The organism is Psychrobacter sp. SC65A.3 (genome assembly GCF_025642195.1).
Taxonomy (GTDB): domain Bacteria; phylum Pseudomonadota; class Gammaproteobacteria; order Pseudomonadales; family Moraxellaceae; genus Psychrobacter; species Psychrobacter cryohalolentis.
In genome coordinates this window covers 143,673-158,831 of the sequence record NZ_CP106752.1, presented here as the reverse complement: position 1 = coordinate 158,831, position 15,159 = coordinate 143,673, and the positions used below count along the sequence as shown (strand labels likewise).

Annotated in this window: 13 protein-coding genes; 2 read left to right on the top strand and 11 right to left on the bottom strand. The window is 44.3% G+C overall.

The genetic code is table 11. The features are described from left to right. Positions 1-153 precede the first annotated feature (153 nt). Positions 154-1,035 (top strand): IS982 family transposase, encoded by an 882-nt coding sequence (locus tag OEG80_RS00665; RefSeq protein ID WP_263241277.1) that lies wholly within the window; start codon positions 154-156, stop codon positions 1,033-1,035. A gap of 259 nt (positions 1,036-1,294) precedes the next feature. Next, complete coding sequence (locus OEG80_RS00660; RefSeq protein WP_227522957.1) at positions 1,295-2,059, top strand: sulfite exporter TauE/SafE family protein; 765 nt, start codon at positions 1,295-1,297, stop codon at positions 2,057-2,059. A gap of 465 nt (positions 2,060-2,524) precedes the next feature. On the opposite strand, the gene ccmI is transcribed toward OEG80_RS00660, so the two are convergent. The 11 genes from ccmI to OEG80_RS00605 all read right to left on the bottom strand — a co-directional run bounded on the left by ccmI (position 2,525) and on the right by OEG80_RS00605 (position 15,150). After that, positions 2,525-3,805 carry a c-type cytochrome biogenesis protein CcmI gene (gene ccmI, locus OEG80_RS00655; RefSeq protein WP_062844964.1) on the bottom strand — a complete coding sequence of 427 codons (1,281 nt, stop codon included), beginning with the start codon at positions 3,803-3,805 and terminating at the stop codon, positions 2,525-2,527. Beyond that, positions 3,802-4,365: a cytochrome c-type biogenesis protein gene (locus OEG80_RS00650; protein ID WP_062844965.1), complete on the bottom strand. Its 564-nt coding sequence runs from the start codon at positions 4,363-4,365 to the stop codon at positions 3,802-3,804. Before OEG80_RS00650 ends, ccmI begins: the two co-directional genes overlap by 4 nt. Further along, a complete protein-coding gene (locus OEG80_RS00645) occupies positions 4,362-5,012 on the bottom strand; it encodes a DsbE family thiol:disulfide interchange protein (protein ID WP_062844966.1) in 651 nt (216 codons plus the stop codon). Before OEG80_RS00645 ends, OEG80_RS00650 begins: the two co-directional genes overlap by 4 nt. Further along, positions 5,005-7,059, bottom strand: coding sequence for a heme lyase CcmF/NrfE family subunit (locus tag OEG80_RS00640; RefSeq protein ID WP_058025868.1), 2,055 nt, complete (start codon positions 7,057-7,059; stop codon positions 5,005-5,007). The genes OEG80_RS00645 and OEG80_RS00640 overlap by 8 nt, the downstream gene beginning before the upstream one ends. Before the next feature lie 244 nt (positions 7,060-7,303). After that, positions 7,304-8,593 (bottom strand): hypothetical protein, encoded by a 1,290-nt coding sequence (locus OEG80_RS00635; protein ID WP_036599449.1) that lies wholly within the window; start codon positions 8,591-8,593, stop codon positions 7,304-7,306. Positions 8,594-8,690: 97 nt separating this feature from the next. Next, positions 8,691-9,560 (bottom strand): twin-arginine translocase subunit TatC, encoded by an 870-nt coding sequence (tatC, locus tag OEG80_RS00630; protein WP_011959994.1) that lies wholly within the window; start codon positions 9,558-9,560, stop codon positions 8,691-8,693. Continuing rightward, positions 9,557-9,943, bottom strand: a complete 387-nt coding sequence (gene tatB / locus OEG80_RS00625) for a Sec-independent protein translocase protein TatB (RefSeq protein ID WP_036599454.1) — start codon at positions 9,941-9,943, stop codon at positions 9,557-9,559. The genes tatC and tatB overlap by 4 nt, the downstream gene beginning before the upstream one ends. 55 nt (positions 9,944-9,998) lie before the next feature. Then, on the bottom strand, positions 9,999-10,283 hold the full coding sequence (gene tatA, locus OEG80_RS00620) for a Sec-independent protein translocase subunit TatA (protein WP_011959992.1): 285 nt from the start codon (positions 10,281-10,283) through the stop codon (positions 9,999-10,001). An 80-nt stretch (positions 10,284-10,363) separates the two neighbouring features. Continuing rightward, the gene (locus tag OEG80_RS00615) at positions 10,364-12,982 is read right to left on the bottom strand and encodes a copper-transporting P-type ATPase (RefSeq protein WP_263241271.1); all 2,619 of its coding nucleotides are present in this window, start codon (positions 12,980-12,982) and stop codon (positions 10,364-10,366) included. 581 nt (positions 12,983-13,563) lie between these two features. Further along, a complete protein-coding gene (locus tag OEG80_RS00610; RefSeq protein ID WP_060492335.1) occupies positions 13,564-14,058 on the bottom strand; it encodes a DUF305 domain-containing protein in 495 nt (164 codons plus the stop codon). 27 nt (positions 14,059-14,085) lie between these two features. Continuing rightward, a complete protein-coding gene (locus tag OEG80_RS00605) occupies positions 14,086-15,150 on the bottom strand; it encodes a copper resistance protein B (protein ID WP_263241267.1) in 1,065 nt (354 codons plus the stop codon). Positions 15,151-15,159: the final 9 nt, after the last annotated feature.

The window sequence follows — 15,159 nt, the reverse complement described above, 5'->3', positions numbered from 1 at the left end:
ACCATGATTTTGTATCCCTTAATAGTATATTGTAGTATGTTGTATATAATATAACCCCAGTTCGGGATAAGCGCTCAAAAAAAAGATAAAAAAGAAGTCCAAAGTTGCTAAAGTGAGTTTACCAAGACCACTTAAGCAAAAAGGACTTCTTACATGGACAACCTAACCGAACTATACTGCCATATTGACGACTTTTATCAGCAATTCAAACCTGAGTTTGACGCTCATTTAATCGCAACGGGCCGTCAACGGCTAAGAGCATGCCAGATAAGTGTAGCAGAGATGATGACCATCTTGGTACTGTTTCATCAACGGCGGTATCGACAGTTTAAGGCGTTTTACTACCACCATATGCATGGCATGATGAAACGGGAGTTTCCAAACCTGCCGAGCTACTCGCGATTTATAGAGCTTATGCCGCGCAGTATCATGCCACTATGTGCCTACTTGCAAAGCATGATGGGCGACTGTACAGGTATCAGCTATATTGATTCAACCAAGATAGCAGTTTGTCATAACAAACGTATCTACCGTCATAAAGTCTTTGAAGGACTTGCAACCCGAGGCAAAAGCAGCATGGGCTGGTTCTATGGCTTTAAGCTGCACGCCATTATCAATCATAAGGGCGAGCTTGTATCTGTTAAAGTCACTGCGGGTAATACGGATGACAGAGTGCCTGTTAAGGATATGGCAACACCTGTGTTTGGCAAGGTGTTTGGGGATAGAGGCTATATCAGTAAAGCCCTAAACGAGTGGCTCACAAAACACAGTGATACCACGTTGATAACCAAACTTCGGCGTAATATGAAACCCCAATTACTCAAGCCTATGGATGAGGCACTACTCAATCATCGCTCTTTGGTTGAAACGGTGTTTGGAGAGCTTAAAAACTTGTGCCAAATCGAACACTCACGCTATCGTAGTGTCACGGGTTTTATTACAAACTTGCTGTCAGGTTTGATTGCTTATTGCTGGTTTCCCTATAAACCCACCATCAAAAACATGCCTCAGCAGGGACAGGTAGCGACATTGTAAATAGTATCAATGAGTTACAATGTGGCTTATCCCGAACTGGGGTTATGATAGCTATCAGCTTTGGATGTACTAGCTTTGCCCCTGACCCATTCTCTACGTAGAACGCAGCAAGTTTATGACCATGATCAGTAGCAAACTGTATGAGCTCATTTTTGGCACGCTTGGCATCTTGCTCTTCAGGTAACGTTTTATGGTGACTTTAGATAGGATATAGCTCTAAAACAATCTCGTTCCCTTCTGTTAATGTTGGAGCTTAACCGTGCTCGATATTTTACAAGCAATTCCTAATTGGCATCTTGCAGGGCTGTTTTTGGCGGGTATGATTGCTTTTGTGATTTCCACCATATCAGGAGGTGGCGGTGCACTTTTACTTATACCTGTCACCTCTGCGCTGATAGGGATCTCGGCTGCGCCACCCGTGATTAATTTAGGTAATTTCATTAGTCGCCCTTCACGTCTTTATTTATTTTGGCATCATATCGACTGGTCGCTAATAAAGTATTATGCGCCAAGCGCTATCGTTGGTGCGTGGTTAGCTGCATTATTATTTAGCCGTCTTGATGGGAGCTGGATTCAGTTATTAGTGGGTGCATTTTTGATATCTACCGTCTTGCAGTATCGTTTTGGCAAAGTAGAAAAATCTTTTAATATGCCTAAACTGGGGTTTGTGCCTTTAGGTTTTATTACGGCGTTCATTAGCACACTCGTCGGCGGTTTGGGTCCTGTGCTCAATCCTTTCTATATGAATACGGGATTACAAAAAGAAGATTTAATCGCTACTAAAACAGCTAATTCATTCTTTGTAGGATTGGCTCAGATTGGTAGTTATACTTTTTTTGGCGTATTGACTGCCAATCTTTGGATTTATGGCTTTGCTTTAGGGCTTGGTGCTGTGGTTGGCAACATCATTGGTAAGCGCTTTTTAGCAGGTATGAATATCAAGCAGTTTAGAGTGATGCTGATCCTATTAATGGTCATTAGTGGCGTAGTGATGATTGTCCAAAACGTCATGATTCTGTTTTAAATTAAACCAAAGTTATCTGACAGTGAATATATTCATTATCACTGCTAGAGCTAACAATACTGATGTAAAAACAAGCTACGCGGACCATAGCTGAAACGCGGGATACTCAGATAGGGATAGATAACTAAGAATTCATTCGAGGCATGGTTGCCTGTGCGGTACTAATTCTAAATAGTGAGCAGCAAGCAAACCTTTGCCACCGTATTTACTCATGGTCCCACTGTTAAAAAGTCTTTAGTAGAGTTATTAAGCCATATACCTCTTCTGCGGGAAGCTGAAAATGAGCTGTCTGTTATGTTTAATCAAGACTTTCTATAGTCATCCGTCCAATTATTTCACTAGCAAAACACCATAGCCGTTTTTTACTTCTTTACTAATAGGTTATACAGCTATTGATAGCACCACTTTCAAAAGCTGTCCTACATACGGTTCTAGTATTATGAAACTTACTGTAATAATCATTTGTTAAGGGATCTGTTGATTGATTTCAATATTAACTTGAGTCTGTTCAGCGCTAATCACTACTGGGTTACCTGATAGATCACCCGACTCTGCGGACGCAGTCCCACTATGGCTAACACGAGCAACGACTGCTAACTGAGTTTTGTCGCTACGGGCAGATTGTAACGTGCGTTCTGGCATCATCGCATCAAGATCGCTTAAACGGATACTGGCTTTACCTTGCTTGATGATACTAATAGGTAAACGTTTGGCGGCAAACGGAGGGCCCCCTTTCACATCACGTATCGCTACAAACAACACATCATTGGCTTTAACCAATGGTAATAGACTCGCATCAATAGAGACGGTAACTTCGATACCTTGCGCGGCTTGCTGCTCTTGCTCGATGACATTAGCACTTAGCTCATCAAGGCTCGCTAGCGCTTTACTATGGTCACCTGGTTTGGCAGCGATGCTCTCACGTAAACGCTTAATCCAACCTTGCGCTTCTGCAAAGTTACTACCACGTGCCTCACCCATTGCCATTAGCATCTGCGCACCTTCATGCTGTGGATTTTTGGCAAGGACATCTTGTAATACACGGCGGCTACTGGCATCAAGCTGACCTTTATTGGCAAAAAAGCTAATCTGCGCATAAGTGGTCGCAATCTCTTCATTGTCTGGTGACAGACGGTAAGCGCGTGACAAAGCTTCAATCGCTGAGTCGGTAGCTTCAAGCGATAAAAACAGCTCTGACAAACGCATCCAGCGATCAGGATCATCGGCATGACGATAAACGTTGGTCTGCATCGCGCTGATAAGCTGCTGGCCGTTTTCGATTGCCCATACAGGTGGCTGATCGATTTTGCCAGTCAACAAGTCATCAGCGACTTTTCCGACCTTGTCTTCGGCCGTCCACAGATCAAACACAGGCGTTCGGTCACCCACCATCAGATACGCCAGCGCAGCCAATACAGGCACCCAAACCATGAGGATCAAGCGGCTTTTGATACCAGGGGTGACCATCGGCGTGACTTCACGCTGGGCATCCAATAGTTGCCGCTCAAGCTCAAGCTTTTGGTTTTGGTAGTGAGCATCATCGATGGTGCCACTGTCTTTGTCTGTTTTTAGCTCTGCCAGACGCTCGCGAAACACCGCCACGTTGATATCTAGTAGCTGGTTGTCCACAGAAGTGCCTGATGTACGCGTGGCGCGCAGCCATGGCATGATGGTAATAACAGCAAGGAGTAAGGCAATCAGTAAGCTTAGAGCAATAAATAAGCCAGCAGTAGAGAATATGGTCATTTTTTGTCCTCGGGGCTTGTGGTGTCATGAGCGTCATTATCGGTGCTATTGGCACGCGATAGCAGACGATCAAGTTCGGCTTTTTCGGCGGCAGTCAGCTCCGAGGCGGTATTATCTACCGTCACTCTACTCTGACCGCTCGCTACCAGCTGGCGGCGACGGCTTTGCCAAAACCACCCTATCAATAATACGATCAGTAGCAATGGCGGAAAAAACCATAAAATCCATGTCGATGGACGTACAGGCGGCTTGTAGCTGATAAAATCGCCGTAGCGCTCTTGCATATAATCCCGGATTTCCGCATCACTACGTCTGTCTTTAATCAAATCATAGACTTTTTGCTTTAAGTCTTGGGCAATCGGCGCATCAGAACCTGCCAAGTTTTGGTTTTGGCATTTCGGGCAACGTAGCTCTTCGATCAATCCTCGGTATTGTGCTTCTTGTTGGACAGAATCAAAATCATAGACGTCAATCGCCGCATAGCTGGTCACACTTAGGAGACAGGCAAGTATTAAGCTCGCTACTTTTATCGTAACGGCCTTTATTGAAAGGGCTATCATTTGCACACCTCTTCAACCTGAATCGCATCTGGACTGACGTTATTATCATTGGCATCATTGAGTACCGTTAAGCAAGGCTCAATACGATCTTGCCAGTTACTCTCGTTAATCTCACCAACAATGTGCTGGCGAATAACGCCTTCACCATCGACAGTGAAAGTCTCAGGCGCACCCGTCAACCCTAAGTCCAAGGCAAACTGGCCGGACAAATCCTGAATAGACATCGAAAAGGGATCACCGCCTCGGTTCAGATAACCGAAAGCATCACCAATATCGTCTTTATAATTCACGCCAACCAGATTGACACCACGCTCTTCTAGTTGCATCAAAAAAGGATGCTCAATAACGCAAGTTGGGCACCAAGAGCCCCAAATATTCATCAAAAAGGGCTCATCAGGTAAGTTGTCATTGGTCATGATCCGACTGGTATCGGACAACAATGGCAGCTCAAACGCTGGTACTGGGCGTTCAAGCGCGGTATTGGTTACGATTTCAGTCGGCTGCCCCAAACGAAAATAAAGCATAACCATAACAGCAGCAAAGATGATCAGCGGGATCAAAAACCATATTCTAATTTGGCTTTTTTTCATTGTTCGATTACCTTTTGTTTCAGGGGGTTGCTCGGAAAAATGATTAGACTTAGTCATTTTGCTTCTCCCCTATTAGTGTCGTGTTATTAGTAGTGCTTTTAACATCTAAATCAGTAACCGTCGTAAAGCCTGACTTACTCGCTGCAATTTGTGCAGGGGTCTTGGATGTTTTGAGACGATAGCGCCTATCAAGCATACTCAGCAGACCACCCAATGCCATAATAATAGCGCCGAGCCATATCCAACGAATCAATGGCTTCACATAAATACGTACGGCCCATTTATTACTGCCTTCAGCTATAGGTTCACCAAGTGCGACGTACACATCACGCATCAGACTGTCATCAATCGCTGCTTCGGTCATTGGCATCATGCTAATAATGTAATTGCGTTTTTCAGGGTATAACGTAGTCACAGCACGGCTATCTTTACTCACTTCGACCTCAGCTTGGGTCGCATCATAGTTACTGCCTTTGACTTCGCGGAAGCCTTTAACGGTGAAGTCGTAACCTTGGACATGGACCGTTTCGCCAACACTCAATGCCACATCGCGCTCGATACTCAAGGTACTGGTAAAGGCAACACCGATGACCGCTACAATCACACCAATATGTGCCGTTTGCTGACCCCAGTAGCTTAAACGCAGCTTATTTAAGCCTTGCAAAAAGCTTGGTGCATTTTTGGTTTTGTCTTTGAAATCAACCACCATCCAGAACAGTACCCAAAAACTTACTGCTAGTGTTACACCAATATTAAGCATGGCAGATGGACTGACAAAGTAAGTGATGACTGCAGCTAATACTAGACTGCTCGCCGCAATGACCATACCAACGCCTAACAATGGACGCTTATCTTGTTTCCAGCGGATATTGGAGCCCATACCCATGGCAACCAGCAATAGCCATGTTAAAGGCACAAATAGCGCATTAAAGTACGGAGGACCTACCGATACCTGACCCAAGCTAAAGGCGTCGGCAATGATAGGATAGAGGGTACCAAGCAATACCACTAACGTTGCAATCAAAATGATGACGTTGTTAATGACTAAAAATGACTCACGCGAAACCAGTTGATACTGACTTTCAATCGTCAAACGCCAGCCACGCAGCGCAAACATCAGCAAACCACCACCGACGATGATGCCAAGAATCACTAAAATTACCAGACCACGAGTGGGGTCAGCGGCAAACGAATGCACTGAGGTAATAACCCCTGAACGTACAAGGAAAGTACCCAAGAGACTTAAGGCAAAAGCAAAGATAGCCAGCATAATGGTCCATGCTTTAAAGACACCGCGCTTCTCAGTCACTGCCAACGAATGCAGCAAGGCTAAACCGGCAAGCCAAGGCATCAGTGAGGCGTTTTCTACAGGATCCCAAAACCACCAGCCGCCCCAGCCAAGCTCATAATACGCCCACCAAGAGCCAAGAGCGATACCAACGGTCAAAAACCCCCAAGCCGCTAGCGCCCATGGACGCGACCAACGTGTCCATACTGCATCCAAACGCCCTTCCCACAATGCCGCCATACAAAAAGCAAATGGCACCGCTAAGCCCACATAACCCATATACAGCATCGGTGGATGAACGATCAGCCCAAAATCCTGCAAAAGTGGGTTGAGATCTACCCCATCTACGGGCAGATTGGGCAAGGTACGATCAAATGGCGACGAGGTAAAAATCAGCATCGCTAGCATCATGACCTGCACACCGGCCAATATCACGAGTACCCGCGCGCGCATCGACAACGGTAAGCCACGGCTAAAATAGGAGACCAGCGCGCACCACGTGGCCATGATGGTCATCCACAACAAGAGCGAGCCTTCGTGTCCGCCCCATGTCGCCGAGAGTTTATAGTACCAAGGCAACAAAGTATTAGAGTGCTGCGTGACATAGACGAGACTAAAGTCATTGAAATAAAAGCCTGCCATCAATGCAACAAATGAAAAAATCATGGCAGCAAACTGTGCCCATGCCAAACTCGGTGCCAAACGCTGCCAAGCAACATGGTCACGCATAACGCCTATCGTTGGTAATACCACCTGCAAAATCGCCAAGATTAAGGCGGCTAGCAAGGCAAAATAACCCAATTCTGTGATTAACATACGGTCTAACCCTGTTTACTCTAATATGATTTAAGCTCACTGTAACGGTTGGATTTTTATTATTGGAAACTATTGAAATTTACTGCTATCTCTAGCTCCAATTGTTTTCGAAGTGTTTTGAAAAGCGTGCCGAAAGTAATAGACAATCATAAATATACAACCATCTTTTGTTAGGTAAGAAGAATATTGAATTAGTTAACCGGACTTATAACAGCCTAATGCTATCTAAATAAGACCTAGACGATCACACCTGAAAGACAGGCGCGAATCCACCGCCTGGCGTACGGAAGTTAGTCACCTGACCTTGATACACACGCGCAGCAGGTAGTAACAGTTTTCCGCCATACGTATAAAGACGTATATCTACCTTTCTTGTTGTTACGATGTCATCAATTTTGAGTGATCTCTCTCCTGCAGGGACAAAGGTCTGTGCGATATAATCTTCATCCAGAATGTTTTCGAAGACGCGTCGAGTCAGTTTGCTACCGCGATAAACGCCTTTGCTTCCATGACCAGCAACTGGCTTAAAAAACAGTTGCCGCCGAGTAAGCCACAACTCTGCTGCATCGTCTCTTGATACAATCTTAGTCCTCGGTACAGACCTTTCGAGGCACTCCACTGCAGCCTCATCCAGACCCCAAGAGCGCAATATTTGGGAGTCTGATAGCAATGTCAGGTTTTGCTTATTGGCCAACATAGCATGTACGCGGGGATTGGGTGTCACTACCACAGCACCCTCTAAATAAGCCTGCTTAAGCAATACATGGTCAGGGTCCTCAAATGCAAAGTCGACAAGCCGATTGTAAATCATATCGATTTTCTGGCCATGGGCTGTTAACGTACCGTCGATATACTCGAGTTCAGAGGGATCAAGTATCACAGTATCAATACCTCTAGCTTGGAGCAGTTGACAGGCTAACTCAAACTCTAAGAACATGAACTGACTCTCGGGGTCATTGTCCACAATGGCTATCCGATTGGGCATAGCAACAGCGGACTGTCGCTGCCATTCCTGTTTGAACATGTCAAACACTGCTTCCTCGAACCTATCTAGCATTTGATTGGTTGCAGCGCTTTGCTCTGAGGGGTTGCAACAGCGTTTTTGTGCGCGAGCGAGCAACACATTCAGAAATGCGCCACCGGCATTAGTATTGACCTCGATGAGCTGAGGTCCATCGCTACCCAAGTGAAAGTCATAACCCATGAGGGCCCCTATTGGGCCTGGGTCGAAAGCAGCTATTTCTGGTGCCCACGACAGCACTTGCTCTTGATACAATGGCAGTTCGGCAGCTGACTCGATAGCCCTGACGATTCGCTCCATCGCCTCTATCTCTGTTTTGGGAACGAACACGGGTGTTGCTGAAAAAAGCTTATTAAGCTCGTTCGCTCCTATTGGATTGTTTCTAGTTTCTACCAATTGATCTTGAAGGCTTGTATTAAGCGCTTTACGATCAAGGGTAATGCAGTAGCACTCTTGGTTAAGTCGATTTGCAAGACCGTCATTTTTTTCGTTGTTATTAGTTGGGTGTTCCATTTAGAGTCCGTCGCTAAGTAGAGTACTCACGCTGACATACTCTAGTAAAAAGTAAAAAGTAAAAAGTAAAAAAGGTTCTTGGCGTATTTAAGTAGTGCTAGCTACTTTCTAATGTTTCATTCCCTGAGACTAAATCATTATTTCGTTCATTTTTAATTAATATCTTTGCTAAGAGTAAACCCAGCTCAAATAATAGCCACATAGGAATCGCCAACAACAGCATTGATACACCATCAGGCGGTGTCACTACCGCGGCGATCCCAAAACAGCCGACTATGATATAACGACGCTTATCTTCTAAAATTTGAGTAGAAACGATTCCGGCCATTATCAGCAATAAGGTAACCACTGGAATCTCAAAAGTCAGTCCAAACACCATAAATAGCTTGAGGGCAAAGCTCAGATAACTGTCAATATCGGTCATTGGTATAACGTTCTGCGGAGCGAACATAATAAAAAATTTCAATACCCCTTTGAGTACGACAAAGTAGGAAAAAGCAACACCAGCATAAAATAGAAATATCGAAGATAGCAGTACAGGAATGGCAATTTTCTTCTCTTTTTTATATAAGCCGGAAGCTACAAATGACCAAATTTGATACAGGATATAAGGCATTGCTAAAAATGCGGCGACGAATATCGTTAAGCGAATGGGTGCCATAAAGTTTGACGTTATATCAGTGGCAATCATGGTCGAATTGATGGGTAACTGCGCCACTAATGGGTCTGATAAAAGATTATAAAGCTCGCGTGAAAATCCCACCAATACTAAGAATATAATTAAGACGACCACGCATATTCTTATTAAGTGCGTACGCAGCTCGATTAAATGTCCGGTAATAGGCATATCGCCAAGCGTACCTAACGTATCTCCAGACTCACTATTCTGTGTTGTATCTGTTGGCGCCTCAAACTCTATATCTGTTATTTTTTCTTGTCGACTTTTTTGCCGTTTAAATAGGCTCACTGATCCGCCTCCTGTTTAATGAACGAGGAGGTAGTATTCTGTTGATGGTCTTTATCATAAGGGGTGATTGACTGATGTGAAGCGTCTAGGCTTTGGTTCTGTGACTGCTCAAACTTTTGCATACTGCCACGCATTTCTGCTAATTCGCGCTTCATATCCGACTCGGTCTGACGGATTTTCGCAAGTTCATTTTGCATTTGTTGACGTGTTTCAGCTAGATCAAGCTCAGCTTCTATTTCAGATTGTAGAGTGGATACTGTACGGCGCAGTTTGGCATACCATTGCCCAGCGGTACGTGCGGCTTGCGGCAGTTTTTCTGGGCCCAATACGATTAAAGCAATGACGCCAAACAAGAGTAATTCGGAAAACCCAATATCAAACATAACAGTCACATATATTAATAGACTACTTAGTGCCGCTATTTATAAGCGGCGCGCTTCATACTTTAGGCTGGTCATCAGTGGAAATAGGGCTGATTTCCATATCATCAGCCTGATTACCTACACGCGTATTTAAATCATTACTTGCAGCTGGCGTACTATTTTCATGGCTAAGCACATGATTTTTGCGAGCATTCTCGGGTTCTTCATCTTTGACCGCTTCTTTAAAACCCTTCACCGCACCGCCTAAATCTTTACCTGCATTTTTAAGCTTGGCAGTACCAAATACGACCACCACTACGACCAATAAAATCAGCCAATGTGTAATAGAAAAGCTGCCCATAACGGTATCCTTATATTTTGTGATCTTGTTTAGACCAGTATGTGTCAGTGTGCTTTAGAACACTTTTTACCGTACCAGAATTATAGTTTCAAACGGCGCAATCGCAGCGCGTTAGCAATCACCGAGAATGACGACAAGCTCATCGCTGCCGCTGCTATCATCGGACTGAGCAGAAGCCCAAATGTGGGATAGAGCACACCTGCGGCAATAGGAACACCAAGTGCATTGTAGATAAAGGCAAAAAACAGATTCTGTCTGATATTGCGCATGGTGGCGTGGCTAAGCTTATAAGCTTTGGCAATGCCCATTAAATCACCTTTTAGCAGGGTAATGCCCGCACTCTCCATCGCCACATCGGTACCGGTTCCCATAGCGATACCAACATTAGCTTGCGCTAGCGCTGGTGCGTCGTTGATACCATCACCCGCCATAGCGACCAATTTACCGCTGTCTTGCATTTCTTTGACGATACGGTTTTTATCCTCTGGTGAGACATCCGCATGAACTTCATCAATACCTAGTTTATTGGCGACTGCCTGCGCGGTTTTTTCGTTGTCACCGGTTAGCATCACAACTTTTAAACCTGCGTCATGAAGCAGTGAAATAGCCTCTTTAGTGCTTGGTTTAATAGGGTCAGCAACTGAAATAATACCAGCAGCTTTACCGTCTATAGCCACAAACATTACCGTTTCACCGTCTTTTCTACGGACATCAGCTTTAGTGGACAGCTCATTATCAAAACTATTTAGGCTTTCCATAAGCTTAGAGTTACCAATAGCGACTTTCTTACCATCGACCACGGCTTGTACGCCTTCGCCAGTAGTCGAATTAAAGTCAGTAGCTTTAGGAATAATGAGTGATCTTTCTTGAGCTGCTCTAACGATAGCTTCTGCTAAAGGATGCTCGCTAGCGCTTTCTACTGAGGCTACCAATGCGAGGAACTCGTCTTCATCTTGACCTACCTGCGCATCAATTGCGGTAAGCTCGGGCTTACCAGCGGTCAGTGTTCCGGTCTTGTCGACGACAATGGTATCGACTTTTTCCATACTCTCTAACGCTTCAGCATTTTTGATGAGGACGCCGTTTTGCGCGCCTTTGCCGGTACCAACCATAATGGACATCGGCGTCGCTAGACCAAGGGCACAAGGACAAGCAATAATCAGTACCGCAATCGCGTTAACCAAGGCATAGGCCATAGCGGGCTCAGGGCCGAATATCGCCCAGACAATAAAGGTAATGACGGAGCAAATAAGCACGATCGGTACGAACCACCCAGCTACCTTATCTACCAATTTCTGTATAGGTGCGCGGCTACGCTGGGCTTCAGCAACCATTTGTACAATTTTAGATAATACTGAATCTGCTCCAACATTGACCGCTTCGACTAATAGCGTTCCGGTGCCATTTACCGTACCACCAGTCACTGTATCTCCTGCTACTTTTGATACAGGGATTGGCTCACCCGTCACCATTGATTCATCAACATTACTATTACCATCGATCACTGTACCATCTACGGGTAGTTTCTCACCTGGTTTAACCCGTAGCTTATCGCCAGTGACGACCTCATCAAGCGAGACTTCGACTTCTTTACCGTTTTCATCGACACGTCTTGCGGTTGGTGGTGCGAGCTCAAGCAAAGCTCTAATCGCACCTGAAGTTTGACTTCTAGCTTTGAGCTCTAATACTTGACCCAGTAGCACCAAGGTCACAATGACCGCTGCCGCTTCATAGTAGACTCCGACTTGACCAGAGGCATCTCTGAAACTGTCTGGGAAAATATCGGGAAAAAAGGTCGCGACAATACTAAAAATATAAGCAGCGCCTACGCCTATCGCAATCAAGGTAAACATATTTAGATTGCGGCTTTTTATAGACTGCCAGCCACGGACGAAAAACGGGGCGGCGCCCCAAAGCACTACAGGGGTCGCGAGCACTAACTCAGCCCATTGTAAGATCTTTGAGGAGATACCATACTGACTAAAATTAACTACGTTTAAGTCAAACATACCGCTCATCACATATATTAATAGCGGTACAGTCAACACGGTACATATCCAAAAACGACGAGTCATGTCGTCAAGCTCTGAGGTGTCCTCTTCACCGATAGTAAGCGTTTCGGGCTCAAGCGCCATACCACATATCGGACAACCGCTATTTCTAACGTCTCTCACTTCAGGATGCATAGGACAGGTATATACCGTGCCATCGTAATCAGCAGGTACTTTATCGTATTTACCGCCTTTAACAGATTTTACTCCGCTACTATCAGTATCCTTTCCATGACAGCTGGCGTGACTATCATCTTTAGCAACTTCGTCTTCAGGTTTAAGAAACATGCCACATATTGGGCAGTCACTTTTTTCAACATCTCTTACTTCTGGATGCATAGGACAAATATAGACCGTACCGCTATAATTTTCCGGTATCTTGTCGTACTTATCGTCTTCGACAGAATTTACCTCATTACTATTATTAGCATCCGCTCCATGACAATGCGCATGACTATCTTCATGGTTGTTGGATTCAGCAACCTCGTCTTCAGGTTTAAGAAACATGCCGCATATCGGACAATCGCTCTTTTCAGTATCTCTAACCTCAGGATGCATCGGGCAGATATAAACCGTACCACTATAATTTTCTGGTACTTTATCGTACTGACCACCTTTGATAGATTTTTCATCGGCAATATGTTTCATAAAACCACTCCTTGAAGACAATAAATATTTATAATAAGTACAACTCTTAAAGCACTATCATCAATCCTCGATTGCTATTCATCTAATCATTAATCTAAAAACCTCTAAAAAATAATTTCTATACTTTTCAATTGGAATTTAGTTTTTATCACGCAAATACTTGAGCAGTGCCATGATTGTTAGTACTAGTACTAGTACTGCGAAAAATAGTAGCGCAAACAACAAGCAGAGAGCCATCCAACCCCAACCCATGCCTTCCATCATAGTATTTCTCCAAGACTCATAGCACTCATATTGACAGTGGTGGGCGAGCGTATACTTTTAGATGCTTACTATCACTCAAGAATAGCAATCGACAGATATTGAACATTTCGATATAGGAATAAGAGGTTTTGAAATAAGAACAGTAAAACAAAGAGCAGTTACTGCAGTTGAAGGGGTAGGTAAAAAATCACATTAATTATCTGTGCAATCTGTCCTTTTAAGGTAAAGGTACCAGCGAAGACTATAGCGCTGATACCAGGTATCACCATTTTTTCATAATCAATTTCTTAGCTTGCCATACCTCTATATATAGCCGTCTATTCGAGCTCTTCAATAAGCGCTTGCATCTCAGCGATTTCACGCTTTTGCGCTTTAATAATATCGTCAGCGAGCTGTTGTACTCTAGGGTCTTCAATATCTGCTCTTGAGCTCGTCAAAATGGCAATCGAGTGATGAGGTATCATGGCTTGCATCCAATCGACTTGATCAACCGTTGCTTGGGAACGCACACCCCAAATACCTACAGCAAACATTACTACACTTATTCCATAAACCAGTAGATTTACCTTGGTCTTCTTATACATATTACCCATAAAGGCCAGCATAATGACGGCCATACCGGCACCCATGTAGAGCGCCATATAAGCTCGGGTCTCACTAAAATAAACATGATCCAATTGATAGGTATTAAAATACATCATGATAAACATTACAATCGTAGACGTCAGAATCATCAAAGTGAACTTCACATAAGGATTCATGCCCTGTTGATGGCTTTGATGATTCATGCTGTTTTGATCAGAAGTATTCATAATATATCTCCTATAATTTTGACAATGTTAGAACCAGAATTTAACACCGGCAGTCAAACTACTGCTATCAACCGATTCATTTTCTTGACGCCGCTGGTCACGCGCACTGCCAAGAGCCGTCTCATAGCTCACACCGACGTAAGGTGCCAGTTGACGACCTAAGGTTTCATAAGTCAGTCTAACTTCAGTCTCTAATTCATTGAATCCCTTGGTGATATGATTGTCAATATCGTCTTTACTAAAAGCTGACAGACCAACTTCCGGTATCACAACCCAGTGCTGACTCAAACGCCATTCATATTCTGCACCAAGATCAAGCCTAACTTGACCATCGGTGTAGAGATATGCTCTAGCATCTGTTTCAATAAAGTAAGGCATTGTGCCGACAATACCGGCCATAATGGCAGGCTTATCATTCTTGGTATCATAGGCGACCCCTGCTTCGCCATTCCAAAAAATACTTAGCGGCTTCCAGTAAGACAATGAGGTCAGACTATCAATGTCTTTCTCATCTTTGGTCTGAACACTACCTTCACTACGTAAAGATAGACGGCGCTCATCTAGGCCATACCAAGCACTAACCTCATAATTAATCTGATCGTCATCAAACTGATAGCCTAAATCGTCTACAGAAACGCCCCATAATGGCATATCACCCATCATCATAGGCTGACCATAGCGTCCATAGGGAACACCGTTTGAATAGTCAGGACTGCGAGCATCAGCTGGAGCTTTACCACCTTGCATACCTGACATATCCATACTGCCATGGTCCATGCCTGACATATCCATGCCACTGTGATCCATATCCGACATATCCATGCCGCTATGATCCATATCCGACATATCCATACCAGACATGTCCATACCGCTATGATCCATATCCGACATGTCCATATCTGACATATCCATATCTGACATATCCATGCCGCTGTGATCCATATCTGACATGTCCATACTACTATGATCCATGCCTGACATCATCATGTCTTTTTTAGCAGTGGACGGGTCAGCAGCATTAGCAAATGATGATGCTAGTAATACCAATGATGATACCCCAGCGAACCGTAAACCCACTTTATGTATTTTCATCTCATCTCT

Bases quoted from the DNA above. Each gene is read 5' to 3' on its own strand.
- OEG80_RS00665 (WP_263241277.1), top strand. From the start codon at position 154: ATGGACAACCTAACCGAACTATACTGCCATATTGACGACTTTTATCAG.
- ccmI (WP_062844964.1), bottom strand. From the start codon at position 3,805: ATGACCATATTCTCTACTGCTGGCTTATTTATTGCTCTAAGCTTACTG.
- OEG80_RS00650 (WP_062844965.1), bottom strand. From the start codon at position 4,365: ATGATAGCCCTTTCAATAAAGGCCGTTACGATAAAAGTAGCGAGCTTA.
- OEG80_RS00645 (WP_062844966.1), bottom strand. From the start codon at position 5,012: ATGACTAAGTCTAATCATTTTTCCGAGCAACCCCCTGAAACAAAAGGT.
- OEG80_RS00640 (WP_058025868.1), bottom strand. From the start codon at position 7,059: ATGTTAATCACAGAATTGGGTTATTTTGCCTTGCTAGCCGCCTTAATC.
- OEG80_RS00635 (WP_036599449.1), bottom strand. From the start codon at position 8,593: ATGGAACACCCAACTAATAACAACGAAAAAAATGACGGTCTTGCAAAT.
- tatB (WP_036599454.1), bottom strand. From the start codon at position 9,943: ATGTTTGATATTGGGTTTTCCGAATTACTCTTGTTTGGCGTCATTGCT.
- tatA (WP_011959992.1), bottom strand. From the start codon at position 10,283: ATGGGCAGCTTTTCTATTACACATTGGCTGATTTTATTGGTCGTAGTG.
- OEG80_RS00615 (WP_263241271.1), bottom strand. From the start codon at position 12,982: ATGAAACATATTGCCGATGAAAAATCTATCAAAGGTGGTCAGTACGAT.
- OEG80_RS00610 (WP_060492335.1), bottom strand. From the start codon at position 14,058: ATGAATACTTCTGATCAAAACAGCATGAATCATCAAAGCCATCAACAG.
- OEG80_RS00605 (WP_263241267.1), bottom strand. From the start codon at position 15,150: ATGAAAATACATAAAGTGGGTTTACGGTTCGCTGGGGTATCATCATTG.